Annotated in this window: 23 protein-coding genes; 15 read left to right on the top strand and 8 right to left on the bottom strand. The window is 66.7% G+C overall.

The window, feature by feature from the left end:
- Position 1: 1 nt before the first annotated feature.
- The gene (gene kdpE, locus ACMGEZ_RS14570) at positions 2-694 is read left to right on the top strand and encodes a two-component system response regulator KdpE (RefSeq protein WP_436822999.1); all 693 of its coding nucleotides are present in this window, start codon (positions 2-4) and stop codon (positions 692-694) included.
- A 62-nt stretch (positions 695-756) separates the two neighbouring features.
- Here kdpE and ACMGEZ_RS14565 read toward each other — a convergent pair whose 3' ends face one another.
- Positions 757-1,029, bottom strand: a complete 273-nt coding sequence (locus tag ACMGEZ_RS14565) for a DUF4242 domain-containing protein (protein ID WP_436822998.1) — start codon at positions 1,027-1,029, stop codon at positions 757-759.
- A gap of 151 nt (positions 1,030-1,180) precedes the next feature.
- On the opposite strand from ACMGEZ_RS14565, the gene ACMGEZ_RS14560 reads away from it, so the two are divergent.
- From ACMGEZ_RS14560 to ACMGEZ_RS14520, 9 genes are all read left to right on the top strand, one after another.
- Positions 1,181-1,948, top strand: a complete 768-nt coding sequence (locus ACMGEZ_RS14560; protein WP_436822997.1) for a pseudouridine synthase — start codon at positions 1,181-1,183, stop codon at positions 1,946-1,948.
- Between the two features lie 215 nt (positions 1,949-2,163).
- The gene (locus tag ACMGEZ_RS14555) at positions 2,164-2,823 is read left to right on the top strand and encodes a response regulator (protein ID WP_436822996.1); all 660 of its coding nucleotides are present in this window, start codon (positions 2,164-2,166) and stop codon (positions 2,821-2,823) included.
- Positions 2,820-4,196, top strand: a complete 1,377-nt coding sequence (locus tag ACMGEZ_RS14550; RefSeq protein WP_436822995.1) for a sensor histidine kinase — start codon at positions 2,820-2,822, stop codon at positions 4,194-4,196. Before ACMGEZ_RS14555 ends, ACMGEZ_RS14550 begins: the two co-directional genes overlap by 4 nt.
- 76 nt (positions 4,197-4,272) lie before the next feature.
- Entirely contained in the window at positions 4,273-4,587 is a 315-nt protein-coding gene (locus tag ACMGEZ_RS14545) for a hypothetical protein (RefSeq protein WP_436822994.1), read from the top strand.
- Between the two features lie 51 nt (positions 4,588-4,638).
- Positions 4,639-4,887: a hypothetical protein gene (locus ACMGEZ_RS14540; RefSeq protein WP_436822993.1), complete on the top strand. Its 249-nt coding sequence runs from the start codon at positions 4,639-4,641 to the stop codon at positions 4,885-4,887.
- A gap of 155 nt (positions 4,888-5,042) precedes the next feature.
- Positions 5,043-5,417, top strand: a complete 375-nt coding sequence (locus tag ACMGEZ_RS14535) for a DUF4148 domain-containing protein (RefSeq protein WP_436822992.1) — start codon at positions 5,043-5,045, stop codon at positions 5,415-5,417.
- A 321-nt stretch (positions 5,418-5,738) separates the two neighbouring features.
- Entirely contained in the window at positions 5,739-6,068 is a 330-nt protein-coding gene (locus ACMGEZ_RS14530; protein WP_436822991.1) for a hypothetical protein, read from the top strand.
- A gap of 235 nt (positions 6,069-6,303) precedes the next feature.
- On the top strand, positions 6,304-8,349 hold the full coding sequence (gene htpG / locus ACMGEZ_RS14525; RefSeq protein WP_436822990.1) for a molecular chaperone HtpG: 2,046 nt from the start codon (positions 6,304-6,306) through the stop codon (positions 8,347-8,349).
- Positions 8,350-8,404: 55 nt separating this feature from the next.
- Positions 8,405-9,661: a cytochrome P450 gene (locus ACMGEZ_RS14520; protein WP_436822989.1), complete on the top strand. Its 1,257-nt coding sequence runs from the start codon at positions 8,405-8,407 to the stop codon at positions 9,659-9,661.
- A gap of 27 nt (positions 9,662-9,688) precedes the next feature.
- Here ACMGEZ_RS14520 and ACMGEZ_RS14515 read toward each other — a convergent pair whose 3' ends face one another.
- The 6 genes from ACMGEZ_RS14515 to ACMGEZ_RS14490 all read right to left on the bottom strand — a co-directional run bounded on the left by ACMGEZ_RS14515 (position 9,689) and on the right by ACMGEZ_RS14490 (position 14,674).
- Positions 9,689-10,711 (bottom strand): serine/threonine protein kinase, encoded by a 1,023-nt coding sequence (locus tag ACMGEZ_RS14515; RefSeq protein WP_436822988.1) that lies wholly within the window; start codon positions 10,709-10,711, stop codon positions 9,689-9,691.
- Between the two features lie 13 nt (positions 10,712-10,724).
- Positions 10,725-11,834: a DUF2855 family protein gene (locus ACMGEZ_RS14510; RefSeq protein WP_436822987.1), complete on the bottom strand. Its 1,110-nt coding sequence runs from the start codon at positions 11,832-11,834 to the stop codon at positions 10,725-10,727.
- Positions 11,835-11,940: 106 nt separating this feature from the next.
- Complete coding sequence (locus ACMGEZ_RS14505) at positions 11,941-12,369, bottom strand: organic hydroperoxide resistance protein (protein ID WP_436822986.1); 429 nt, start codon at positions 12,367-12,369, stop codon at positions 11,941-11,943.
- Positions 12,370-12,430: 61 nt separating this feature from the next.
- Positions 12,431-12,886, bottom strand: a complete 456-nt coding sequence (locus ACMGEZ_RS14500; RefSeq protein WP_436822985.1) for a MarR family winged helix-turn-helix transcriptional regulator — start codon at positions 12,884-12,886, stop codon at positions 12,431-12,433.
- Between the two features lie 109 nt (positions 12,887-12,995).
- Positions 12,996-13,811: a crotonase/enoyl-CoA hydratase family protein gene (locus ACMGEZ_RS14495; protein ID WP_436822984.1), complete on the bottom strand. Its 816-nt coding sequence runs from the start codon at positions 13,809-13,811 to the stop codon at positions 12,996-12,998.
- A 14-nt stretch (positions 13,812-13,825) separates the two neighbouring features.
- Complete coding sequence (locus ACMGEZ_RS14490) at positions 13,826-14,674, bottom strand: 3-hydroxybutyryl-CoA dehydrogenase (RefSeq protein WP_436822983.1); 849 nt, start codon at positions 14,672-14,674, stop codon at positions 13,826-13,828.
- A gap of 131 nt (positions 14,675-14,805) precedes the next feature.
- On the opposite strand from ACMGEZ_RS14490, the gene purT reads away from it, so the two are divergent.
- From purT to ACMGEZ_RS14475, 3 genes are read left to right on the top strand one after another with little or no spacing between them, the layout of a single operon-like run.
- Positions 14,806-16,008, top strand: coding sequence for a formate-dependent phosphoribosylglycinamide formyltransferase (purT, locus tag ACMGEZ_RS14485; RefSeq protein WP_436822982.1), 1,203 nt, complete (start codon positions 14,806-14,808; stop codon positions 16,006-16,008).
- Between the two features lie 24 nt (positions 16,009-16,032).
- Positions 16,033-16,983 (top strand): LipP1 family hormone-sensitive lipase, encoded by a 951-nt coding sequence (lipP1, locus tag ACMGEZ_RS14480; protein ID WP_436822981.1) that lies wholly within the window; start codon positions 16,033-16,035, stop codon positions 16,981-16,983.
- A 39-nt stretch (positions 16,984-17,022) separates the two neighbouring features.
- Positions 17,023-18,669 (top strand): leucine-rich repeat domain-containing protein, encoded by a 1,647-nt coding sequence (locus ACMGEZ_RS14475; RefSeq protein WP_436822980.1) that lies wholly within the window; start codon positions 17,023-17,025, stop codon positions 18,667-18,669.
- Between the two features lie 48 nt (positions 18,670-18,717).
- Here the strand turns inward: ACMGEZ_RS14475 and ACMGEZ_RS14470 are convergent, their stop codons facing one another.
- Complete coding sequence (locus tag ACMGEZ_RS14470) at positions 18,718-19,962, bottom strand: glycerophosphodiester phosphodiesterase (RefSeq protein ID WP_436822979.1); 1,245 nt, start codon at positions 19,960-19,962, stop codon at positions 18,718-18,720.
- A 253-nt stretch (positions 19,963-20,215) separates the two neighbouring features.
- On the opposite strand from ACMGEZ_RS14470, the gene ACMGEZ_RS14465 reads away from it, so the two are divergent.
- The gene (locus ACMGEZ_RS14465) at positions 20,216-21,766 is read left to right on the top strand and encodes a leucine-rich repeat domain-containing protein (RefSeq protein WP_436822978.1); all 1,551 of its coding nucleotides are present in this window, start codon (positions 20,216-20,218) and stop codon (positions 21,764-21,766) included.
- 139 nt (positions 21,767-21,905) lie between these two features.
- Complete coding sequence (locus ACMGEZ_RS14460) at positions 21,906-23,309, top strand: hypothetical protein (protein WP_436822977.1); 1,404 nt, start codon at positions 21,906-21,908, stop codon at positions 23,307-23,309.
- Positions 23,310-23,431 lie beyond the last annotated feature (122 nt).

Genomic DNA, 23,431 nt, shown 5'->3' with positions numbered 1-23,431 from the left:
CATGCCATCCCCCACCGCCATCGTGATAGAGGACGAGCCGCAGATCCGTCGCTTCGTGCGCGGCGCGCTGGAGGCCGAGGGCTGGCAGGTGCATGAAGCGGGGACGCTGCGCGACGGCCTGGCGGCGGCCGGCACACGGCAGCCCGACCTGGTGGTGCTGGACCTGGGCCTGCCCGACGGCGACGGCGTCGGGCTGATCCGCGACGTGCGGAGCTGGTCGGGCGTGCCGATCATCGTGCTCTCGGCGCGCACCGACGAGGCCGACAAGATCGCCGCGCTCGATGCCGGCGCCGACGACTACCTGACCAAGCCCTTCGGGACCGGCGAGCTGCTGGCCCGCGTGCGCGCCAACCTGCGCCGGCCGCGCACCGCCAACGGCAGCGAGGAGCCGGAGCCGGTGTTCCGCTTCGGCGAGGTCGAGGTCGACCGCACGGCGCGCCTGGTGCGGCGCGCCGGCGCCGAAGTGCACCTGACGCCCACCGAGTACCGGCTGCTCTCGGTCCTGGTTGCCAATGCCGGGCGCGTGCTCACGCAGCGCCAGCTGCTGCGCGAGGTGTGGGGCCCCTCGCATGCCGAGCAGAGCCATTACCTGCGCATCTACATGGGGCACCTGCGCCAGAAGCTGGAAGCCGACCCGGCGCAGCCGCGGCACCTGCTGACCGAGACCGCCGTCGGCTATCGCCTGGTGCCTTGAGCCGCAGGCCGCTGCGAAGGCGAAGGTCCTCTGGTGAGGCGCTGGCCCGCTCGTTCGTTCACTCACTCCGCGGTCGTCGGGCCGATGATGGCGCGTACCTGCGAGACGCTGTCGGCAGGGAAGCCGCCGCGCTTGGCGTGTTCGCGGATCATCTCGTCGTTGGGCGCGACGTAGACGCAGTAGATCTTGTCGTCGGTGACGAAGCTCTCGACCCAGTTGATCTCGGGCCCCATCTCGTGCAGGACGCCGCGGGACTTGATGGAGAGCGCCTTGAGGTCGCGTTCCGACAGTTGTCCGGCGCCCGGGAGCGTGCGTTCGATGACATAGCGTGGCATGGCGTGTCCTCCGGTGAAGGGGTGGCAAAGCGCGGGCTCCAGTATGGGCGCCGGCGCGCCGAAATGCGATGTGCCATCCGGCCAGTGCCTCCGGCGCCGGCTCTGTCGAATGGCGGACAATGGCGCGCCGCGTCCGAGCCCCCCGTTTCACATGCCCGACACCCCCGAACCGACCCGACTCAACAAGCGCATGGCCGAGCTCGGCCTGTGTTCGCGCCGCGAGGCCGACGACTGGATCGCGCAGGGGTGGGTCAAGGTCAACGGCCGGGTCGCGGAGATGGGGCTCAAGGTCGGGCCTGCCGATCGCATCGAGGTCGACCGCAAGGCGCAGAACCAGCAGCAGCAGCAGGTCACCATCCTGCTGCACAAGCCGATGGGCTACGTCAGCGGCCAGGCCGAGGACGGCCACGAACCGGCCGTGGTGCTGATCAATCCGCGCACGCACTGGCGCGAGGACCCGAGCCGCATCCGCTTCTCGCCGCCCCAGCTGCGCGGCCTGGCGCCGGCCGGCCGGCTGGACATCGATTCGGTGGGCCTGCTGGTGCTGACGCAGGACGGCCGCGTGGCGCGCCAGCTGATCGGCGAGGACTCGGGCATGGAGAAGGAATACCTGGTGCGCGTGAGCTACGGGGAGGTGGCGCAGAACCCGCAGGCGGCTTTCCCCCGCGAGCAGCTGCAGCGCCTGCGACACGGCCTGAGCCTGGACGGCCAGCCGCTCAAGCCGGCGCTGGTCGACTGGCAGAACCCGGAGCAGCTGCGCTTCGTGCTCACCGAGGGCAAGAAGCGCCAGATCCGCCGCATGTGCGAGCAGGTCGGACTCAAGGTGGTGGGCTTGAAGCGCATCCGCATCGGTCGCGTCGTGCTGGGGCAGCTGCCCGTCGGGCAGTGGCGGTACCTGGGGCCGAACGAGCGGTTCTGAGTCTCTCTAGAGAGAGGGCACTTTGGCTGTCGATTCGAACGGTGCTGTTGTGTTGAGTGCGGAGCCGGGGCGAAATCCCGGCTCCTGCCTCGGAACAAGCGCAACCCAACAACAGCAAAGACCATCACTCCCAACCACGCAAAGCCAGCCCCACCCCTCATGACACGCTAAGAATCCCCGTGTAGCCTCCACTGCTTCGCCAAAAAGGAGGCTCCGTGCGCACGCTGCTGGTGGAAGATGACGAGATGATCGGGAGCAGCCTGCGGCATGCGCTCGAAGGCGCCGGTTGGTCGGTCGACTGGGTGCGCGACGGCGCGCTGGCGCAGAGCGCCTTTGCCGATGGCGGCTACACCTGCGTGCTGCTCGACCTCGGCCTGCCCAGGCAGGACGGCACCGAGGTGCTGCGCCGGGCGCGCGAGCGGGGCGACACGACGCCGGTCCTGGTGCTCACTGCGCGCGATGGCCTGGAAGACCGCATCCAAGGCCTGGACCTCGGCGCCGACGACTACCTGCTCAAGCCCTTCGAGTTTCGCGAGCTGCTGGCGCGCATGCGCGCCGTGATACGCCGCCGCGACGGCGCCGCGCATTCGGTGATCGGCGGCGCCGGCCTGCAGCTGGACCTGACCACGCGCGAAGTGCTGCGCGACGGCGAGCGCGAGGCGCTGACGGCGCGCGAGTTCGCGCTGCTGCACGCGCTCCTGGAGCGGCCGGGCGCCATCCTGTCGCGCGAGCAGCTCGAGAACCGCATCTACGGCTGGGGCGAGGAAGTCACCAGCAACGCGGTGGACGTGCTGATCCACGGCATGCGGCGCAAGCTCGGGCCCGACGCGATCCGCAACGTGCGTGGCCTCGGCTGGCGGGTGGCGGCGGCATGAAGAAAGAGATGTATCCCCGCCCGTGGTACATGCCCTGCTCGCTGCGGGGCAAGCTGCTGCTGTGGCTGGTCTCGCTGCACCTGATCGCAGCCGGCGTCGCGGCCTGGGCCTCCTACATGAGCTACGGGCGCATGGTCCACACCTTCATGGAGGACCAGATGCAGCTGCTGGCCCACTCCTACGCCGCGAACGACAACACGCCGGTGCTGCAGCCGCAGGCCGACCAGAGCGTCTTCAAGTGGGGTGCCTTCGTGGTCCAGATCTGGAGCCCCGACGGCCGGCTGCTCGCCAGCTCCTGGCCCAGGCTCGCGGTACCCCTGCAGGCCGAACCCGGGCTGCGCAGCGTGCGCACCGGTGCCGATCGCGACGACGAGTGGCGCGTCTACACCGCCGAGGCCGGCCCTCGGCCCAACCAGCCCCGCGTGCAGATTGCGCAGAGCGGCAGCTTCCTGCGCCACGAGGTCGCGCACCGGGCCCTGTTCGCGGCGCTGCCGATCGCGCTGCTGCTGCCGGTTTCGCTGGCGGTGCTCTGGATGGTGGTGTGGCTCAGCTCCTACTCGCTGCACGCGGTGGCGCGCGAGGTGGCCGCGCAGGACGAGCGCAGCCTCTCGCCGCTCTCGCTGGCGCGCGTGCCCGACGAGATCGCACCGTTGGTGAGCGCCTTCAACAGCCTGCTGGCGCGGCTGCGCGACGCCTTCGCGGCCCAGCGCCGCTTCGTGCAGGACGCGGCGCACGAGTTGCGCACGCCGGTCGCGGCCATCGGGCTGCAGCTCGAGAACCTGCGCGCGCACGTGCCGGCGGGCGACGCGGCCGAGCGCTTCGCCCAACTCGAGGCCGGCGTCACCCGTGCGCAGCACCTGATCGAGCAACTGCTGCGGCTGTCGCGCCAGGAAAGCGCCGCACCGGCGGCGGCGGCCGAGCCGGTCGACGTCGCCGCGCTGCTGCGCGAGAGCCTGGGACAGCTGATGGTGGTGGCGGACCGGCGCCGAATCGACGTCGGCTTCGACGGCACGGTGTCGCCCGTCGTCAGCGCCCCCGCGGGCGAGCTGCGCAGCGTGTTCGACAACCTGATCGACAACGCCCTGCGCCACTCACCCGAGGGCGGCGTGGTCGACGTGCGTCTGCACGAGGTGCAGGGCCGGGCGGTGGTGGACGTGGTCGACAACGGGCCAGGAATTCCTCCGGAGTTCATGGCGCGGGTGTTCGACCGGTTCTTCCGCGTGCCTGGCACCTCGGCCGGCGGCAGCGGGCTCGGGCTTGCCATCGCGCGCACCGCGGCGCTGCGGCACGGCCTGCGCATCGCGCTCAGCAACCGCAGCGAGCAGGAGGAAGGCGGCACCGGGCTGGTCGCGCGGGTCTACCTCCCGGCTTGAGGCTGTTGTAATGAATGCAGGCGAAAGTAGTAAAATTTGCTTGTTACTTTGTGTTTAACTAGGCACAATGTATTACATGCAAGTTCACACCAACACCCGTACCCAATGGTCTTCCAACGGCCTTCTTCGCCTGTTGCGCGCGACGCTTCCGCCCGCGGGTGGACGCCGGGTGCAGGCTGAATCCGAGTTGGACTCGCCGCCCAAGCGGCTCAGCAGCGAGCAGCTTTCAGCGCTCGCCCAGAAGTGGCGCCGCCGCTCCGAGGAGGGCGACGAAGGCGCCGAGTCGGTGGCCATGGCGCTCGAGCAGCTGGCCCAGCGTCGCATCCGGGAAAAGAGCACGCGGATGAAGGCGGTCGGCCGCCGCCTGTCGGAGTTGATGCAGCTGACCTGAGCTGAGACGTCGGCAATCCCCGCCCCGTGCGGAATTCGGCAAACTGAGACCATGAAGACCCAAACCGAAGCAATTTGCGAAGGCTACAACGTGGATCTGTCCGGACCCGGCCGTCCCCTGGGCGCGCGCGGCCAGTACCCGCGGTACGAGGTGATCCCGCTGCTCACCGACATGGAAGCCGAGCTCCTCAACACCCTGGGCCTGATCCGCAAGCTGCTGGTCGAGGGCACGCCCACCGTCGAGGCGCGGCGGGGCGTGGTCCATGCCATCGACGGCCTCCTTTCGGTTGCGCGCGCCTGAATCGGGGGCGCCTCGCCGAAGGGCGAAAGACTCTAAGACTGGGCTAAGTTTCCCCTAACGATCGTCTCAGTGTGGCTGCCTAGAGTGCAGCCAGGTCAGCCGAGACGCATGTCGCATCCGGCGCGAGACCTGCCAGTCACCCGGAGTTGATCGCCATGCAAGCCTCCCTGAAGTTCCTCGCCGTCACCACCCTGAGCGCCCTCGCGGGCCTGGCCTCGGTGGCCGCGCAGGCCGAAACCTATGACGGCGTGCAAACGCACACCTCGGCCCTGAGCCGCGCCGAGGTGGATGCCGAAGCCGTCCGCGCCGCCTCCGCCCCCAACCAGAACGTCGTACGCGGCTCGCGCGGCGCGGAGCCCTTCACGGCGGTCGCCAATTCAAAGGCCATCGCGCAGGAGGCCATGCGCGCGGCCGCCGCGCCCGACCAGAACGTGTCCTCCGGCTCGCGGGTGAACAGCAAGGTCATCTCGACCATGCCGCATCCGATGGACGTGCGCACCTCCAACGCCAACAGCGGCAGCCGGCTCTGATTCGCGCCTGCAAGCGCCCGTGTCGACCATGTCGCAAGCGAAGTGGGACCGAAGCACCATTGGCGGCAGCGGGCCCGATGTCCGCCGCCGCCGCATGCTTGCCATGGTGGCGGGCGGGCTCGCCGCGGGTTTCGTCGGCGGCGCCGTGGTCCGGCGCACGGAAGATGATGGGCAGCGGCAGGGCGGCGCATGCCGGAGCGGATCGCCGCTGCCCCAAGCGCGCCCAGGTCAGGCTGTCCTAAGGCCTGCGACCTAGATTGCCTTCATGGGCTTCCACCGCGTGGCATGGTGCCGCGCGGCGCGCAGGTCCAGGAGACATCCATGCATGCATCCCCCCGATTCCTCCCGGTTGTTGCCCTGATGGCGTTCGTCGCCTTCGGCGCGCAAGCGCAGGAGACCACAGACGGTTCGGACTACCACCCGCTGATGATGAATTCGCCCGACAACGCCGAGGTGCAGGCCGGCGCCATCGCCGCGGCGCATGCCGCCGGCACCGAGTCCATCGGCCAGTCGACCAGCGCGCCGGCGATGATGTCCAAGGTGTCCGATACCGAGGTCTACGCAGGCGCGGTCGCCGCATCCCATGCCAGTGGCACCGAACTGCCCGGGCAGAGCACGGCTCCGATGCCGCCCTCGGGCAACAGCCACTGAGCGGTGCAGCCCAGGCGCGCTGGCTCACTCGGCCGGCCGCGCCCGCGCTGCATCCCCGGAGTGCTTTCGGTTTTTGTCTTGTCAGGGTTTTCCCTGGATCGGATAGCGGCCTCCTTTGCGGGTCGGGCGACGATCTGTCAGGGCCTGCTGCCGCGTTGGTCCGCGCGGGCGTGGTCTTGTAAAGTTCTCTGTTCGCCCTTAGCTCACCCACGTTTCCGTTCCGCTCCAGCAAGTCATGACGCTTACCAAGACCAAACTTCCTTTCCAGGCCGAAGTCGCGCAGCTGCTCCACCTGGTCACGCATTCGCTCTACTCGAACAAGGAAATCTTCCTGCGCGAGCTGATCTCGAATGCCTCCGATGCCTGCGACAAGCTGCGCTTCGAGGCCATCGACCAGCCGGCGCTCTACGAGGACCAGCCCAACCTCGAAGTGCGCGTGTCCTTCGACAAGGCCGCCAAGACCATCACCATCGCGGACAACGGCATCGGCCTGTCGCAGCAGGAGGCGATCGACAACCTGGGCACCATCGCCAAGAGCGGCACCAAGGAGTTCATGAGCCGGCTCTCGGGCGACCAGAAGGCCGACGCGCAGCTGATCGGCCAGTTCGGCGTGGGCTTCTATTCGGGCTTCATCGTGGCCGACCGCATCACCGTGGAGTCGCGCCGCGCCGGCCTGCCGCCGGAGGAGGGCGTGCGCTGGGTCAGCGCCGGTGCCGGCGACTTCGAGGTCGACGCCATCACCCGCCCGCAGCGGGGCACCAGCGTCACGCTGCACCTGCGCGACGACGCCGAGGAATACCTCAACCTCTGGAAGCTCAAGTCCATCATCTCGAAGTACTCCGACCACATCTCGCTTCCCATCCTGATGGAGAAGGAGGAGTGGAAGGAAGGCGAGGACAACAAGGGCGGCCAGATGGTGAAGACCGGCGAATGGGAGCCGGTCAACCAGGCCAGCGCGCTGTGGAGCCGGCCCAAGAAGGACATCACCGACGAGCAGTACATCGAGTTCTACAAGAACATCAGCCACGACTACGAGCCGCCGCTGGCCTGGAGCCACAACCGCGTCGAGGGCAACACCGAGTACGTCCAGCTGCTGTACATCCCCTCCAAGGCGCCGATGGACCTCTGGAACCGCGAGAAGAGCGCGGGCGTCAAGCTCTACGTCAAGCGCGTCTTCATCATGGACGACGCCCAGGCGCTGCTGCCGAGCTATCTGCGCTTCGTCCGTGGCGTGATCGACTCGGCCGACCTGCCGCTCAACGTGAGCCGCGAGCTGCTGCAGGAGAGCCGCGACGTGAAGGCGATCCGCGAGGGCAGCACCAAGCGCGTGCTCGGCATGCTGGAAGACCTGGCCAAGAAGCAGCGCAAGACCACCAGCAGCAGCGGCGATGACGGCAAGCTCGACATCGGTTCCGGCGAGTCGGTGCCCGCACCCAACCCGGCCGACGGCGTGACCGACGTGGTCGACAAGAACGCCGACACCACCCTGGCCGCCGAGGCCGCGGCCGAGTACGGCGACGAATCGGGCAAGTACGCCAAGTTCTACGCCGAGTTCGGTGCCGTGCTGAAGGAAGGCCTGGGCGAGGACTTCGCCAACCGCGAGCGCATTGCCAAGCTGCTGCGCTTCGCTTCCACCAGCAGCGACACGGTGAGCGTGGGCTTCGCCGACTACAAGGCGCGCATGAAGGAAGGCCAGGAGGCGATCTACTACATCACGGCCGAGACCCTGGCCGCGGCCCGCAACAGCCCGCAGCTCGAGATCTTCAAGAAGAAGGGCATCGAGGTGCTGCTGATGACCGACCGCGTCGACGAATGGGCGCTCAACTACCTGACCGAGTTCGACGGCACGCCGCTGCAGAGCGTGGCCAAGGGCGCGGTCGACCTGGGCAAGCTGCAGGACGAGGCCGAGAAGAAGGCGGCAGAGGAAGCGGCCGAGGCCTTCAAGCCGCTGCTGGAGCGGCTCAAGGAGACGCTCAAGGACAAGGCCGAGGACGTGCGCGTCACCACCCGCCTGGTCGATTCGCCCGCCTGCCTGGTGGTGCAGGACGGTGGCATGAGCACGCAGCTTGCGCGCCTGCTCAAGCAGGCCGGCCAGCCGGCGCCGGAACTCAAGCCGGTGCTGGAAGTGAATGCCGAGCACCCGCTGGTGAAGAAGCTCGAGGGCTCGCCGCACTTCGAGGACCTGGCGAACATCCTCTTCGACCAGGCCTTGCTCGCCGAGGGCGGCCTGCCCGCCGACCCAGCCGCCTATGTGCGGCGGGTAAACGCGCTGCTGGTCTAGGCGGGAACCCGAGGCCGCGCCGCCGGCCGGCCCGAATCCCGCACGGGGGCGATCCATGAACGCCGAGCCTTGTGCCGTCGATCTCTCGGGCTTCGACCTGCGAAGTCCCGGCACGGCCTTCTACGAGAACCCCTACCCCTGGTATGCGGCGCTGCGCGACTCGACGCCGGTGCGCCGCATGCCCGACGGCTCGCTGCTGCTCACCCGCCATGCCGACTGCGTGGCGGTCTACAAGGACACGCACAGCTTCAGCTCCGACAAGCGCGCCGAATACGCACCCAAGTACGGCGTCGGCAGCCCGCTCTACGAGCACCACACCACCAGCCTGGTCTTCAACGACCCGCCGCTGCACACGCGCGTGCGCGGGCTGATCGCCGGGGCGCTCACGGCCCGCGCCATCGAGTCGATGGAGGATGGCCTCACGCACCTCGTGGCGGGTCTGCTCGACCGCATGGAGGAGCGGCAGCGCGCCGGCGGCGAGGTCGACCTGATCGAGGACTTCGCCGCTGCCATTCCCGTGGAGGTCATCGGCAACCTGCTCGGTGTGCCGCGCGAGGAGCGAGGCCCCTTGCGCCACTGGTCGCTCGCCATCCTCGGTGCGCTGGAGCCGCAGCCCAGCGCTGCGCAGCTGGAGGCCGGCAACCGCGCCGTGACGGAGATGGTGGCCTACCTGCGCGGCCTGGTGCTCGAACGCCGCCGGCATCCGGGCGACCCCGCACACGACGTGCTCACGCGCCTGATCCAGGGCGAGCATGACGGCGGCGACCGGCTGACCGAGAACGAGCTCTACCAGAACTGCATCTTCATCCTCAATGCCGGGCACGAGACCACCACCAACCTGATCGGCAATGGCCTGGTCGCACTGCTCGAATGGCCGCGGGAGAAGCAGCGGCTGCTGGACGACCCTTCGCTCATCCGCAGCGCGATCGAGGAGTTCCTGCGCTTCGAGAGCTCCAACCAGCTGGGCAATCGCATTGCCACCATGGCGACCCGCGTGGGCGGCATCGAGGTGCAGCCCGGCACGCGGATCACGCTGTGCATCGGCGCGGCCAACCGCGATCCGGCGGTGTTCGCCGAGCCCGATCGGCTCGACATCACACGTTCGCCCAATCGTCACCTGGCCTTCGGCTCCGGCACGCACCAGTGCGTCGGCATGAACCTCGCGCGGCTCGAAGCGCGGGTTGCCATCTCCGCATTTCTCGCGCGCTTCCCGGACTACCAGCTTTGCGGGCCGGTGGTGCGCGGCGGACGCGTGCGCTTTCGCGGCTACCTGCGCGTGCCGCTGAGCCTGGGGCTGCCGATCGAGTCCTGAAGCCCGGCGCCTGACGTCCTGCGCAGCTCAGGCGTACAGCGGCTCCTCCGCCATCGCCTCGCACTGGTCCTGCAGCATCTGGATCTGCTCCTTCCAGTAGTCGCTCGTGCCGAACCAGGGAAAGTTGATCGGAAAGATCGGGTCTTGCCAGCGCCGCGCGAGCCAGGCGCTGTAGTGGATCTGGCGCAGGGTTCGCAAGGGCTCGATCAGCGCCAGCTCGCGGCGGTCGAAGGGACGGAACTGCTCGTAGCCCTCCAGCAGGCCGCTGAGCTGCGCTGTGCGCTGGGCGCGGTCGCCCGACAGGAGCATCCAGAGGTCCTGCACCGCGAAGCCGGTGCGAGCGTCGTCGAGGTCGACGAAGTGCGGGCCGCCGTCGGGGCGGTCCGCCGGGGTCCACAGGATGTTGCCGGGGTGCACGTCGCCGTGCAGCCGCAGCTTCTGCATCTCGGTATAGGTGTCGGCGCCCAGCGCGGTGACGGCGATCATCTCGAAGGCCTCGGCGCAGGCCTTCTCCCAGTCGCGCTGCACGTCCAGCGGGATCATCTGGTGTTCGAGCAGCCAGTCGCGCGAGGCCAGGCCGAAGGTCTGCAGGTCGAGCGCCGGCCGTTCGACAAAGGGCCGTGCCGCGCCCACCGTGTGGATGCGCGCGAGGAAGCGGCCCACCCATTCGAGCACCTCGAAGTCGTCCAGCTCGGGCTGGCGCCCGCCGCGGTAGGGGCTCACGCTGAAGGCAAAGCCGCCGTGGTGGTGCAGCGTGCCGCCCTCCACCGCGAGCGGCGCTACCGCGGGGATCTCCGCCGCAGCCAGCTCGGCGGAAAAGCGGTGTTCCTCGGCGATCTGGGCGTCGCTCCAGCGGCCAGGCCGGTAGAACTTGAGCACCACCGCCCGGCCGTCTTCCAGGTGGGCCTGGTAGACGCGGTTCTCGTAGGAGTTCAGCGCCGTCAGGCGGCCGTCGCCATAGAGGCCCAGCCCGGCGAGTGCGTCCAGCACCACCTCGGGCCTGAGCGATTCGTACGGGTGGGTGCTGGCTGGTTGCTCTGCGGAAGTCATCCGCCCATTGTCGCTACCTGGAGAGCGACAGCACATGTCCGATGCGCGGATCACTCCTGCCGGACAGCACCTGCATATACGCCGCCTGCACCGCTGCTGCGCCATCGTGGTGCTCTGCCACCAGCCACGGCGCCGCCGGCTGCGCCACCGTCGCCAGGAAGCCTTGCCAGGCCTGCACCATGCGCTGGCCGAAGGCTTCGGCGCCCCATTCCTCGGTGCGCTTCTTGATCTGGGCCGGCGCGAAGAAGAAGGTGGCCCGCGGGCCGGGCAGTTCCCTGGCGCTGCCGGCCGGCGCGAGCTGCTCCACATGCGTGCCGCCGATCACGCAGTCGTGGCGCAGCTGCGAGAAGCGCGTGTGGATGGCCCGCCGCAGCTCGCCATTGCCCGCGAAATCCACGTACACGCAGGGGGCGTCGGCCGCGACCTGGTCGAGCTCCTCGTAGGCCAGGACGCGGTGGTAGCAGCCCAGGCTCTCGCAGAAGGCCTTGTTGGCCGCCGAGGTGAGGCCCACCACCTCGATGCCGTCGCGCCGGTGCATCTGGAATGCCGTGCCATAGGCCGTCTTGCTCGAGGCGCTGGAGAGAAGGGCGACGCCCGGCCGCGCGCCGAAGAAATCGTTGTCGTCGAAGAAGTCGTCGATCAGCCAGGAGGTGATGAAGAGCGGGCGCAACAGGGCCTGCAGGTCTTCCGTGTCCGCGGTGTAGAGCGGGTCGCTGGCGCAGCGGAAATACTGGTTGTAGACGGCCGGCAGCGCGGCCCGGTGCGGCGCACCGTCCGCGAAGCGCGCGGGCGAGAGCCGCTCGGGCGTCAGCACCATGCCGGAGGCCATCGGCACATAGCCGTAGAGCCTCTCGCCCACCGCTACGCCCGGGTGCAGCGACTGCACGACCGAGCCGAAGCCCCAGACCGGGATGCAGCCCCAGCCTTCTTCCCCGGTCGGGAAGAACTGCCAGTAGTTCATCGACTCGCCGAACGCGGCGTAGGTGATGTTGTTGGCCGTGAGCGCGAAGCGATCGATGCGCAGCCGGACCTGGCCGTCGGCCAGCGCTGCGTCTTCGGTCGTGCGTACACGGGTGGAAGAAAGATCGTCCTTGCGGATCAGCAGCTGGATCGTGGTGCTCATGAAAGACACCTTAGCGCGAAGCCGCGTCCGCCGCATGAAAAAAAACCCGGCGGCCGTCACCGAGGTGACGCGCTGCCGGGCCTGGCGGGCGGGTGCCCGAGGGGCATCAGGCGATCGCGAGTTCGACCTCGATGTTGCCGCGCGTGGCGTTGGAGTACGGGCAGACCTGGTGGGCGGTGTCGACCAGCAGCTTCTTCTGCGCGTCGTCCAGGCCCGGCAGCGTGATCGCCAGCTTGACCGCGATGCCGTAGGCCTTGCCGCCGTCCGTCGGGCCGAGCGAGACGCTGGCGTCGACCGCGACGTCTTCCGGCACCTTGACGTTGATCTTGGGCGCCACCGCCTTCATCGCGCCGATGAAGCAGGCCGAGTAGCCGACCGCGAACAGCTGCTCGGGGTTGGTGCCGGGCTTGCCGGAGCCGGGCGGGTTGAGCTTGACCTCGAGCGCGCCGTCGCTGGTCTGGCCGGCGCCGCCGTCGCGGCCGCCGGTGGTGTGGGACTGGGCGGTGTACAGGACCTTGTCGAGCTGCTTGACCATGATGATTCCTTCTGGGTTGGTTGTGGAAAAGAATGCTTCGATGCCGAAGCGGAGGGGGAAACTAGGCGGCGGCTTTCACGCGGTCGCGCAATTGCTGGATCTGGTGCGTGAGCGCCACCAGCTCCTCGATGGAGCACTGGCTGGCGGCCATCAGGCATGCCGGAACGGAAGCCGCGCGCGCCTTGAGGCGGCGCCCGGCGGTGGTGAGGCTGACATGCACGCGGCGCTCGTCGGCCACGTCGCGGATGCGTGCCACCAGGCCGTTGGCTTCGAGGCGCTTGAGCAGCGGCGTCAGCGTGCCCGAGTCGAGCGACAGGCGCTCGCCCAGCTCGGAGACCATGAGCCCGTCACGCTCCCATAACACCAGCATCACAAGATACTGGGGGTAGGTGAGCTTGAGCCTGTCGAGCAACGGCTTGTACAGCTTGGTCATTGCCAGCGAGGCGGAGTACACCGCGAAGCACAGCTGGTTGTCGAGCTGGAGCATCTCGTCGGCGGTGGGGGCTTTGGAGGGCATGGGCAGAATTGTAGCGTTCGATTAAGTTGTGCGCAAGTTAATTGTGAGATTGTGATTCGGGCCCGGTTGCCTTGACCCCCACCCCCCTTCGGGGGGAGGGCGCAAGTCGTCAGCGTCCGCTGAAGCGGGCGGGTCTGCGCTCGACGAAGGCGCGCACCCCTTCCGCCGCATCCTCGCTGTTCGCCAGCCGCTGCTGCACCGGGATGAAGTCTTCTACAGCCGCCAGCGGCCCCTGCTCGATCGCCTTCATCACATTGAGCCGGGTCGCCACCACCGCGAGCGGCGCCTGCGCGGCAATGCGCTGCGCCAGCGCCAAGGCTTCGTCCAGCTCCTGCCCGGCCGGCACCACCTTCTGCACGAAGTTCAGGCGATACGCTTCGGCGCTGTCGAATTCATCCGCCGTCAGCAGGTGCAGCATCGCGTTGCCCAGCCCCGCGCGTTCGGCCATGCGCAGCGTGGCGCCGCCGGTGGCCATGATGCCGCGCTGCACCTCCATCTGCGAGAAGCGGCAGTTGTCCGCCGCCACCACGATGTCGGCGCCCAGCATCAACTCGATGCCGACGGTGAAGCAGATGCCCTTGACCGCGACCACCATCGGCTTGCTGCGGCGGCGATAGCCGGGCAGGCCATAGTCGTGCGGCTCCACCAAGCCTTCGGGAATCGCCTTCTCGCCGCGCTTCATGTACTCGGTCACAGCCGGAAGGTCCAGGCCTGCCGTGAAGTGATCGCCAAAGGCATGCAGCACGCCCACGCGCAGCGCCGGGTCGTCGTCCAGCCGCGTGTAGGCCTCTGCCAGCTCGCGGAACATGCGCGGCGTCCAGCCGTTGCGCTTGGCGGGGCGGTTGATGCCGATCAACAGCACATGGTCGAGCACCTGGGTGTCGATGCAGCCCTCGGGCGGCGGTGTCGTGGGGGTGGCGGTCATGGTGTCGTCCGTGCTCAGTAGGTGTAGACCCCGCGGCCCGTCTTGCGCCCCAGCTGCCCCGCGGCCACCATCTCCTTGAGCAGCGGGCAGGGCCGGTACTTGGAATCGCCGAACTGCGCCAGGTACACCTCCATCACCGCCAGGCACACATCCAGCCCGATCATGTCGGCCAGCGCGAGCGGCCCGATCGGCTGGTTGCAGCCCAGCTTCATGCCGGCATCGATGTCCTCGGCCGTCGCCAGGCCCTCGGCGAGCACGAAGAAGGCCTCGTTGATCATCGGCACCAGGATGCGGTTGACCACGAAGCCGGGCGCGTTCTTCACCGTGATCGGCGACTTGCCCAGGCGCAAGGCCAGCGCCTTCACCGCGTCGTGGGTGGCATCGCTCGTCAGGTAGCCGCGGATGATCTCCACCAGCGCCATCATCGGCACCGGGTTGAAGAAGTGCATGCCGATGAAGCGGTCCGGCCGCGACGTGGCGGCGGCGAGCTGGGTGATGGAGATGGACGACGTGTTGGAGGCAATGATCGCCTCCGGCGCGAGCAGGCCGTCGATCTGCTTCAGGATCTTGAGCTTGAGCTCGTGGTTCTCGGTCGCGGCCTCGATCACGAGCTCGGCGGCCTTCAGGTCCTCGTAGTTCGTCGAGCCCTTGATCAGCGCCAGCGCCGCGTCCTTCTGCGCGGCGCTCAGCTTGTCCTTCTTGATCAGCCGGTCGAGGCTGCCGGCCACCGTGGCCAGGCCCTTGTCGACCGCGGCCTGTGCGATGTCGACCATGACGACGTTGACGCCCGCGACGGCGCAGGCCTGGGCAATGCCGTTGCCCATCGTGCCGGCACCGATGATGCCGACGGTCTGGATAGCCATGGAAATGCTCCTTGAACTGAAACCGGCGATTGTGGAACAGGCCGCGCCGGCGAGGTGTTGCTGCCGGTGACAGCCGCGGTGATTCAAAATGCCGCGATCTGCTTCTGACTCCAACGCGACGGACCCGCCCCATGACCACCCTCGGCACGCCCCTTTCCCCCACCGCCACCCGCGTGATGCTGCTCGGCTCCGGCGAGCTCGGCAAGGAGGTGCTGATCGCGCTGCAGCGCCTGGGCGTGGAGACCATCGCCGTCGACCGCTACGAGAACGCGCCCGGCCAGCAGGTGGCGCACCATGCACGCACCATCGCGATGAGCGACCCGGCGCAGCTCAAGGCGCTGATCGAGGCCGAGAAGCCGCAGCTGGTGGTGCCCGAGATCGAGGCCATCGCCACGCCCATGCTGCAGCAGCTGGAGGAGGCCGGCACGGTGCGCGTGATCCCGACCGCGCGCGCCGCGCGCCTCACCATGGACCGCGAGGGCATCCGCCGCCTCGCGGCCGAGACCCTGGGCCTGCCCACCAGCCCTTACAAGTTCTGCGACTCGCTGGAAGAGCTGCAGGCCGCCATCGACGCCGGCATCGGCTACCCCTGCATCGTCAAGCCGGTCATGAGCAGCTCCGGCAAGGGCCAGAGCCGGATCGACGGCCCGGCCGATGTGCAGAAGGCCTGGGACTACGCCATGGCTGGCGGACGCGTGAGCCATGGCCGGGTGATCGTCGAGGGCTTCATCGACTTCGACTACGAGATCACGCTGCTGACCGTGCGCGCGCTCGCTGCCGACGGCTCCGTGCAGACGCAGTTCTGCGCGCCCATCGGCCATGTGCAGGTCAGCGGCGACTACGTCGAGAGCTGGCAGCCGCATCCGATGGCGCCGACCGCGCTCGAGAAGGCGCAGCGCATCGCCCAGGCCGTGACGGCCGACCTGGGCGGCCAGGGCCTGTTCGGAGTCGAGCTTTTCATCAAGGGCGAAGAGGTCTGGTTCAGCGAGGTCAGCCCGCGGCCGCACGACACCGGCATGGTGACCATGGCGACTCAATGGCAGAACGAATTCGAGCTGCACGCCCGCGCCATCCTCGGCCTGCCGGTCGACACCGCGCTCAAGAGCCCCGGTGCCAGCGCCGTCATCTACGGTGGCGTGGACGCGCAAGGCATCGTCTTCGACGGGGTCGCGCATGCGCTGCAGGTGCCGGGCAGCGATGTACGCCTGTTCGGCAAGCCCGAGAGCTTCGTCAAGCGCCGCATGGGCGTCGCGCTGGCGCATGCCGCCGACATCGAGACCGCGCGCCGCAATGCCAAGGAAGCCGCCTCGCGCGTCAAGCCGCGCCGGGCCTGATCACACGTCCTCCAGGAGTTCGCCATGCTGCATCCCGACGCCCGGGCCTTCATCGATCTGCTCATCGAACGCAAGGTACCGCCGACCCACACGCTGACGCCTGCAGATGCGCGCAGGTTCTACCGCGAGCGGCGGACCGTCACGCAGCCCGAGCCGGGCGAGGTGGCCGAGGTGCGCGAGCTGAGCGCACCGGGGCCGCATGGCGCGATCCCCCTGCGGTACTACCGCCCTCTCGGTAGCAACGCCAAAGCCGTACTGCCGGTGCTGGTCTATTACCACGGCGGCGGCTGGACCATCGGCGACCTCGACACGCACGACACGCTGTGCCGGGAGCTCTGCAATTTCTCCGGCTGCGCGGTGGTGGCGGTCGACTACCGCATGGGCCCGGAGCATCGCTTTCCCGCGGCGGTCGACGACGCCCTGGCCGCCACCTACTGGGTACGCGAGCAGGCGGCGACGCTCGGCGTCGATGCGAGCCGGCTCGCGGTCGGCGGCGACAGCGCCGGCGGCAACCTTGCGGCTGTCATTGCGATCGCGGCGCGCGATGCCGGCGACCTGCCGATCGCCTTCCAGCTGCTGATCTATCCCGCGACCGACATGCGCTGCGTGCACCCTTCGCACACCAGCAACGGCCAGGGCTTTGTGTTGACGAGCGACAGCATCCGCTACTTCCACGACAACTACATCGACGACCCGCGGCACGACCGCGACTGGCGCGCCTCGCCGCTGCTGCACACCGACCTGTCGCGCCTGCCTCCGGCGCTGGTGCTGACTGCCGGCTACGACCCGCTGCGCGACGAGGGCCTGGACTATGCGCGTGCGCTGACCGCGGCCGGCAACCGCGCGGCGTACGTCTGCTTCGAGCGGCAGATCCACGGCTTCATCACGATGGGCCGGTTGATCGACGAGGCGAACGCGGCGGTGTCGATGTGCGCGGCCGAGTTGCGGCGTGCGCTTGGAAGCAGGGCGACGTAGTGAATGGGCGGGGCGCAGGGCGCCTCGCTTTCGACCTGCATGCAGTCATTGCTGGTGAAGGGGCCATGGAACGATTCGCGCACCGGTGCCACCTACCAAGGTTCTCGCGTGGCACGCAGAACGCCTTTTGCCGCCTCATCACCCCAGCAATACAAATATGCAACGACTAACCTCGCTTCAAAAGAGATTCGCCCCGAAGCCATACACCCGTCTGGACAATACAGAATCAACGGACCCCGGCGCCTGGAAGGCCAGGCTCGTCGAGCAGTTGCCCCCCCTCTGCATGAGCGGTCGCCATTTGACCAACGGATCAGCGACTATCTCACCGAGGACAAGAAGCCGGACCTGAGTCTCATGGTCTGCGATTGCATGGAGCACGGTAACGTGGACGTGCTTGCCTACATTCTGGCGAACGAGAACATAGAAAGCCTGTGCATGGAGGGTCCGCTCAGCGAGCGAGCATTGAAAACCCTGACCAAGGCTATGTCGGGTCCCCTCCACGTTACGGAGCTGACGGTGTCGAAAGAGTGCTTCGATGCTGACAAGTGCAAGCTGCTGTTCAAGGCGATGAGACACATGCCTGCACTGGAGAAATTGACTCTCAGAAAGGTCACGGAAGAGGGAGGCTTCGACCAATTGGATTGCCCGGACTTTCCGGTGCTCGCCGAACTGGATGTCCTTGTCAAATCCGATGCGAAAGCCGGCGGCTTTCGGCTGCCGCTGAAAATTCTCAGGGCTTGCAAGGTCCGACGCCTGAGCATTGAAGAGTCTGGAACGATCAGCATCGACAAGCATTCAAAGCTGGCCAATCTGCTTGCCGAGCAAAGTCTGCTGGAATCCCTGCGATTGAAGATCGGGCATCGCGGCACGACGAAGCAGTTCGAGTGCTATATGCCGTTCCTTTGCGGCAAGACACCACGAGCACTCGTGCAACTGAACCTGAATGGCAGTTGTATTCAAGTACACCAGTTCAACCAGCTGATCGAAGCGCTGTCCTCGAACCAGCCCGCGTTGGAGAGTCTCCATCTCAGCGAGTGCTCGGTGGCTGGCGATCCTGCGTCCAGGGAGACGGGCAGCATCAACCTCTTGCCCTTGGCCAAGATAAAAACCCTCAGGCATCTGGATCTCAGCGGCAATCATCTGCCAAGGGGCAAGCTGGTGGCGTTGCTCACGACGCTGAAGGAAGCGGCAACCCCTCTCGTAGACCTGAACGTGAGCGGGAACCAGATTGGGCCGCAAGCAATTTCCGCAATGGCGTCCTTGCTGTGGAACAGCAAAACGCTCTGTCGACTCTCGTTCGAAGCGCCCGTGGGGCAAGCTGATTTCGTCGGGTCTCTTGCGATGCTGGAATTGATCGAAGCGGTGGAGCACAACCATTCCTTGCTGGAACTTCAATTCCGTTGGACTCGAGACCTCGATGAATACCGTGCAAGCGTGGATGCCAGCCTCGATCGCAACAGGAGGGCTCCCTTGGTCCAGGCCGCCATGCAAACCACCGCGACGTTCGTGCCCTTGTTCCTGAATCGCCCGTGGACAGATGAGAGCCTCACGATCCCGAAATTGCCGCACGACATGATCAAGCTCATCGAACAGGAGCTGACCGAGCGCGATGCCTTGACTCTCTCTTCGCTCGACCACGAGACTCGAGCGTCGTACGAGGAGTTCCTGCGAAAAGCCGGCTCTTGAGCGACGCCGGCAGGACGCTCGCGCACCGGGCGCGGCGACCCGCAGGCATCAGTCGTTGTTCCTCTCGCACCGCCGCGCATTGACCAGGCAGCGCGCGTAGTCCGGATCGTGCTTCAACAGGAACATCGCGCGCGCCGCCACCGCGGTGTCCGCGAAGTCGCTGAAGAGCCCATCGACCCCGGCCTCGTAGAACGCGAGGTACTCGTTGACCGGGTTGCCCTCGAAGCTGCCGGTCAGCCGCTTCTGCTCGCTGCGGAAGGTATAGGGGTGCACCAGCAGCCCCAGCTTGTGCGCGTTGGCGATCACGTCCGTCGGCGGCAGCAGCACGCGGTCGCGATCGTCGACCACGCCGTCGCCCGTCACGTCGGCGCAGGCGCCGTTCTGCACCGACTTGCAGGCGCTGGGGATCAGGTAGGGCTTCCAGGGGCCGATGCCGTCCGCATAGCCCTTCACCTCCTGCAGCCCGCGCGGCGTCAGCAGGTCGCCGAACACGCCATCGCGGTTCGACACCACCCAGTCGTAGGGCTTGTCGTAGGGCTTGGTGAAGTCGAGCGAGCCGTCGGGCTTGACGTCGTTGGCGTCCACCAGCTGGATCAGGCGCACGCTGGTCCTGGTGCGGAGATAGCGCAGGTTGGCGGTCTCGAAGGACTGGATGAAGACCGGCGCATTGCGATGATTCCAGCCGGCCCGGCCGAGCACGCCCAGCAGCCGGTCTTCCAGCGGCAGGCCGATGCTCTGGTGATAGGTCGGGTGCTTGGTCTCTGGATAGATGCCGATGCGGCGGTCTTCCTCGCGCGACTTGCGCTTGGCCAGCTCGATCACCTCGACCAGGGTCGGGATCTGAAACTTGCCGTTGAAGGACTGGTCCCGCTCCGGAAAGGACTGCACCGCGCGCAGCTGCTTGATCTCGGCCAGCGTGAAGTCGCTGGCGAAGAAGCCTTCGGTGGGAACGCCGTCGACCATCACCGTCTTCCTGCGGTCTGCGAACTGCGGCAGGCTCCTGACGTTGGTGGTGTCGATCAGGTTGGGCTCGTGGCGCGCGATCAGGTGGCCGTCCTTGGTGGCGACGAGGTCGGGCTCGATGTAGTCGGCGCCGAGCTCGATGCCGAGCGCATAGGCTTCCAGCGTGTGCTCGGGCAGGTAGCCGTTGGCGCCGCCGCGATGGCCGATCACCAACGGCGCGTTGTCGGCGCGCCGGCGCGCGCCCTCGTCGCGCGCCGCGGCCGGCGCGGCGGCCGTCAGCAGCAGGCCCAGGCCCAGCAGGGCGGAACAGAGGCTCTTCAGGCGGTTCATAAAAAGGTTCTCCTCGGGATAGTGGCGGATGGACGGTATGCGGCCTTCGTGACAACTGAGTGAAGAGAACCGCGCAATGGGCTCGATCAGCACGTAGACCTCGCTGGGGGTGGGCCAGGGAGCGCGGTCATTGTCGTGATGGTGCCGGGTAAACCCGACGGCATGGAACGGTCACGCATCCGGCGCCACCCATTCAGGCCTTCGCGATCACACGGAAGTGCTTCATGACAACAATCGACCCGGAACCCGCATCTTGAACTTTTTCAGCGCCTATCTCAATCGGTTCGCAATCGCACGAGCGGTTCCCACGAACGTGCCCGATTCGGCCAACACCTCTACCACACCGCCCGGCATTCCCAATACGGTCAAGAATCGAGCGGCGAAGCCCGGCGCCTGGAAGGCTTCGCTCGGGTTGAAGTTGCAGACCACGCTGCATGATCGGCTTGAAAGGGCCCCCGGGTTCGAGAAGCTGTTCGAAGACTACGTGAGCAGCGAGCCCGCGGAAGGCCGAAAGTACGTGAAGCGCTTGCTAGGGAAGTGCGTGGCACTTCCGGAACCGGACGTGCTGGAGGAAATCCTGAGAAATGAGGTCGTGGAGAGTCTGTACCTGGAGGGCCAGGTCAGCGCGCGAGGGTGGGAGGCCTTGATCGCGGCAATGCCGGCCGGCTTCCCTGTCCGGTCGTTTACGCTGTCGATGACAAGCCTCAGTTCCGACGAAGCAACTCTGATGTACAAGGCACTGTGCGGAATGCCCAAATTGGAGAGGCTGTGCTTCTACATGGCCGGCGTAACAGGGCCCATCTCCTTCGAGTGGCCGTACGGGCCAGCCTTCGAAGCACTCGAAGCCGTGACAGTTAGTACCAGTTCGGTACCCCATGTGGACGTCTGTGAACTGCTGCTCGGCATCCTTGACCGTTCTCAGGTCCAGAGTCTGAGCATCCAGGACTTTGGGGCGATCACCACCGACCAGCATGCCCGTCTGGCCGATGCCATCGGTCGTCAAGCCCTGCTGAATTCCGTCAGCTTGGTTGTGGAGCAGTTGCGCAGCAAGCCGAAGAAGCTCGACTGCTATACGCCATTCCTTTGCGGCCAGCAACCGCTTAAGGTGGTGAATCTGGGCGGCTGGGAGATCGAGTCGAGCAAGTTCAACGAGCTGCTAACAGAGCTGGGGCACAAGCCCTTGACGAGTCTTTCCCTGTGCAATTTCAAGTTCTTGAAAGGGCCGGGATCCCAGCCTGTCCAGATCTTCCATCTGGCGGGAATGCGCAGTCTTCTGAGCCTGGATCTCGGCTGGAACTCTCTGGAAGACGACGCGTTGGTGCAGTTGCTCCTTGCGCTCAAGAAAGAGCAGACGGGCCTCAGGTTCCTGAGCTTGAACGGGAATTCGATCGGATCGCCTGTCATCGCCGCGACGGCAGCCCTGCTGAGTGCGAACAGGACGCTCCAGCAGCTCTCGCTTCAACTTGCCAACGGGTCGGTTAGCGCAGACTGGGATGCCGACGCCCTGGAGGCGTTGGCCGAGGCGTTCGAAGCCAACACGTCGTTGCTGCGTCTTCGTGCCAGTTGGTCCAAGATCCCGAAGGCCTACCAGCTACGCCTGGGGGAAGCTGTCATGCGGAACGTGGGTTCTGTCGCGGCGAGTGGCATATGGGGGGCGCTGAACAGCGTGCACCCCGGCTTCCCGAAGGACGTCGCCATGAACATCTACAAACAGGGGTTGACTCAAGCCGATGGCGTGAGGATCTCCTCGGTCAACCGGGCGGCCTGGGATGCGAGCAGCGGAAGAGGTGGCCCTTCGAAGTGACCCAGCGCGCGGCCCGCTGAGCCGCAGTCGCCGCCGGGTGGCATGGAATCGTTCACGCACCCGGCGTGACCCATCAAGGTTCTCGCGATCCACGCGGAAACGCTTCCATGACAACCAACCAACCCCGCGGATACTCATCATGAACTTTATCGGCGCTTCTCTCAATCGATTCGCACTTGCACGAGCGGTGCCCACGAACGTGCCCGATTCGGCCCGTACCCCTTCGTCGAAAAATCGCGAGTTGATGGCCGCGTTTGACGCGCTGGCCAGCGACTACTACAGCACAGGCCAACTGCCGGACCTGAGCGGCCTGGTCTGCGAATGCATGAAGCACAACGAGGCGGGCGTGCTGTGCGAGGTCTTGGCGTTCTTCAAGGAGATGAGGCACCTGCGCATACAGGGTCCGATGGATGGGGGAGCGTTGGGAACTTTGGTCAATGCGATTCCCCACGGCTTCGCCCTCGCTGAGCTGACGCTTTCGGATCTTGTGTTCGACAGATCCGCAGCCGAGCTGCTGTTCCAGGCGGTGGACAAGATGCCGGCGCTCGCCAACCTGCACCTCCACAGGGTCGGCGCCGAGGCTGGCGTGATGGATGCTTCGGAGTGGATGGCCGGGAAACAGCTCGACACCCTGAGCGTCGTTGAGGCAGGCTTTGGTGAACCAGGCCACGCTCCAGAAAACAAAAGCAGCGCCTGTGACTTGCTGATCAAGGTTCTCAGGATTTACCAGGTCCACAACCTGAGCATCACCGGCCTGCGCTTCGAAGTTGCTGGAACGGGAGACCGGAAACTGGATGGGCCGGTTGTCACGGTCGACCAGAACGCACGTCTGGGCGAGGCGATCTGCCGGCAATCCGGACTCCAGGTGCTGAGGATCAAGCGGTGCCGCGCGCTGGTGCATGCCCAGCACGCAATGGACCCTGTAAAAGGCCCGGGGCATCATCTTGTCCAGATAACACCCGTGTACAAGATGCCGAGCCTTCTATTGCTGGATCTGAGCGGAAACCTTCTTCCTGGCAGGACGATGGCGTGGATCTTTCTTGCGCTGGGACAACACGGAACTTGCCTGCGGCATCTGAACCTGAGCGGCAACTTCATCGGGGACAGCACTGTTACTGCGATGGCATACCTGCTGACGATGAGCAGGACTCTGCGGTCAATCTCATTCGGAGATGCCAAGGGCCGTAACCTTCTTGGGGCCAAAACACTACGCGTCGTCAACCAGGGGGAATTGAAGCAGCTGACCAAGGCGTTGGAGCGCAACACGTCGTTGCGCCGTCTCAGCTTCGAGGCTGCTCCCGGTCCCGATCGCCGTGCCCTCTTCGCTCGTCTCGAGCGCAACAGAGAGGCCTTCAAGGCTTCCGCCTTGGGCGCGATGTTGAACCGTTCTGAATATCGCCTCCCGAACGACCTGGTCGAACACTTTGCCAGCGAAGGGGCACGCCACTTGACCGTGCGCGACGCCTTGAACCTGTCCTCGGTCGACAAGCCGGCATGGAAAGCGAGCCATGGCCTCCTTCAAGACGATGGCGCTTCATATTGAAGCCGGCGAAGCGTGGCGCACCGCGGGGTAAATCCCTGCACCGTTGGGCGAGGGGACCGCATCGGCCCGCGCGGCGCACCAGGTGGCGACCGGGCATCCGATGCGCTCAACCTGCTGCTCGA

The organism is Variovorax stachyos, from assembly GCF_051400855.1.
Taxonomy (GTDB): Bacteria; Pseudomonadota; Gammaproteobacteria; order Burkholderiales; family Burkholderiaceae_C; genus Variovorax.
This window is presented reverse-complemented; position numbering and strand designations above follow the sequence as displayed.

Excerpts from the sequence above, each read along its gene's own strand:
- kdpE (WP_436822999.1), top strand. The coding sequence starts at position 2 with ATGCCATCCCCCACCGCCATCGTGATAGAGGACGAGCCGCAGATCCGT.
- ACMGEZ_RS14565 (WP_436822998.1), bottom strand. The coding sequence starts at position 1,029 with ATGCCACGCTATGTCATCGAACGCACGCTCCCGGGCGCCGGACAACTG.
- ACMGEZ_RS14560 (WP_436822997.1), top strand. The coding sequence starts at position 1,181 with ATGCCCGACACCCCCGAACCGACCCGACTCAACAAGCGCATGGCCGAG.
- ACMGEZ_RS14550 (WP_436822995.1), top strand. The coding sequence starts at position 2,820 with ATGAAGAAAGAGATGTATCCCCGCCCGTGGTACATGCCCTGCTCGCTG.
- ACMGEZ_RS14545 (WP_436822994.1), top strand. The coding sequence starts at position 4,273 with ATGCAAGTTCACACCAACACCCGTACCCAATGGTCTTCCAACGGCCTT.
- ACMGEZ_RS14540 (WP_436822993.1), top strand. The coding sequence starts at position 4,639 with ATGAAGACCCAAACCGAAGCAATTTGCGAAGGCTACAACGTGGATCTG.
- ACMGEZ_RS14535 (WP_436822992.1), top strand. The coding sequence starts at position 5,043 with ATGCAAGCCTCCCTGAAGTTCCTCGCCGTCACCACCCTGAGCGCCCTC.
- ACMGEZ_RS14530 (WP_436822991.1), top strand. The coding sequence starts at position 5,739 with ATGCATGCATCCCCCCGATTCCTCCCGGTTGTTGCCCTGATGGCGTTC.
- htpG (WP_436822990.1), top strand. The coding sequence starts at position 6,304 with ATGACGCTTACCAAGACCAAACTTCCTTTCCAGGCCGAAGTCGCGCAG.
- ACMGEZ_RS14520 (WP_436822989.1), top strand. The coding sequence starts at position 8,405 with ATGAACGCCGAGCCTTGTGCCGTCGATCTCTCGGGCTTCGACCTGCGA.
- ACMGEZ_RS14515 (WP_436822988.1), bottom strand. The coding sequence starts at position 10,711 with ATGACTTCCGCAGAGCAACCAGCCAGCACCCACCCGTACGAATCGCTC.
- ACMGEZ_RS14510 (WP_436822987.1), bottom strand. The coding sequence starts at position 11,834 with ATGAGCACCACGATCCAGCTGCTGATCCGCAAGGACGATCTTTCTTCC.
- ACMGEZ_RS14505 (WP_436822986.1), bottom strand. The coding sequence starts at position 12,369 with ATGGTCAAGCAGCTCGACAAGGTCCTGTACACCGCCCAGTCCCACACC.
- ACMGEZ_RS14500 (WP_436822985.1), bottom strand. The coding sequence starts at position 12,886 with ATGCCCTCCAAAGCCCCCACCGCCGACGAGATGCTCCAGCTCGACAAC.
- ACMGEZ_RS14495 (WP_436822984.1), bottom strand. The coding sequence starts at position 13,811 with ATGACCGCCACCCCCACGACACCGCCGCCCGAGGGCTGCATCGACACC.
- ACMGEZ_RS14490 (WP_436822983.1), bottom strand. The coding sequence starts at position 14,674 with ATGGCTATCCAGACCGTCGGCATCATCGGTGCCGGCACGATGGGCAAC.
- purT (WP_436822982.1), top strand. The coding sequence starts at position 14,806 with ATGACCACCCTCGGCACGCCCCTTTCCCCCACCGCCACCCGCGTGATG.
- lipP1 (WP_436822981.1), top strand. The coding sequence starts at position 16,033 with ATGCTGCATCCCGACGCCCGGGCCTTCATCGATCTGCTCATCGAACGC.
- ACMGEZ_RS14475 (WP_436822980.1), top strand. The coding sequence starts at position 17,023 with ATGCAGTCATTGCTGGTGAAGGGGCCATGGAACGATTCGCGCACCGGT.
- ACMGEZ_RS14470 (WP_436822979.1), bottom strand. The coding sequence starts at position 19,962 with ATGAACCGCCTGAAGAGCCTCTGTTCCGCCCTGCTGGGCCTGGGCCTG.
- ACMGEZ_RS14460 (WP_436822977.1), top strand. The coding sequence starts at position 21,906 with ATGAACTTTATCGGCGCTTCTCTCAATCGATTCGCACTTGCACGAGCG.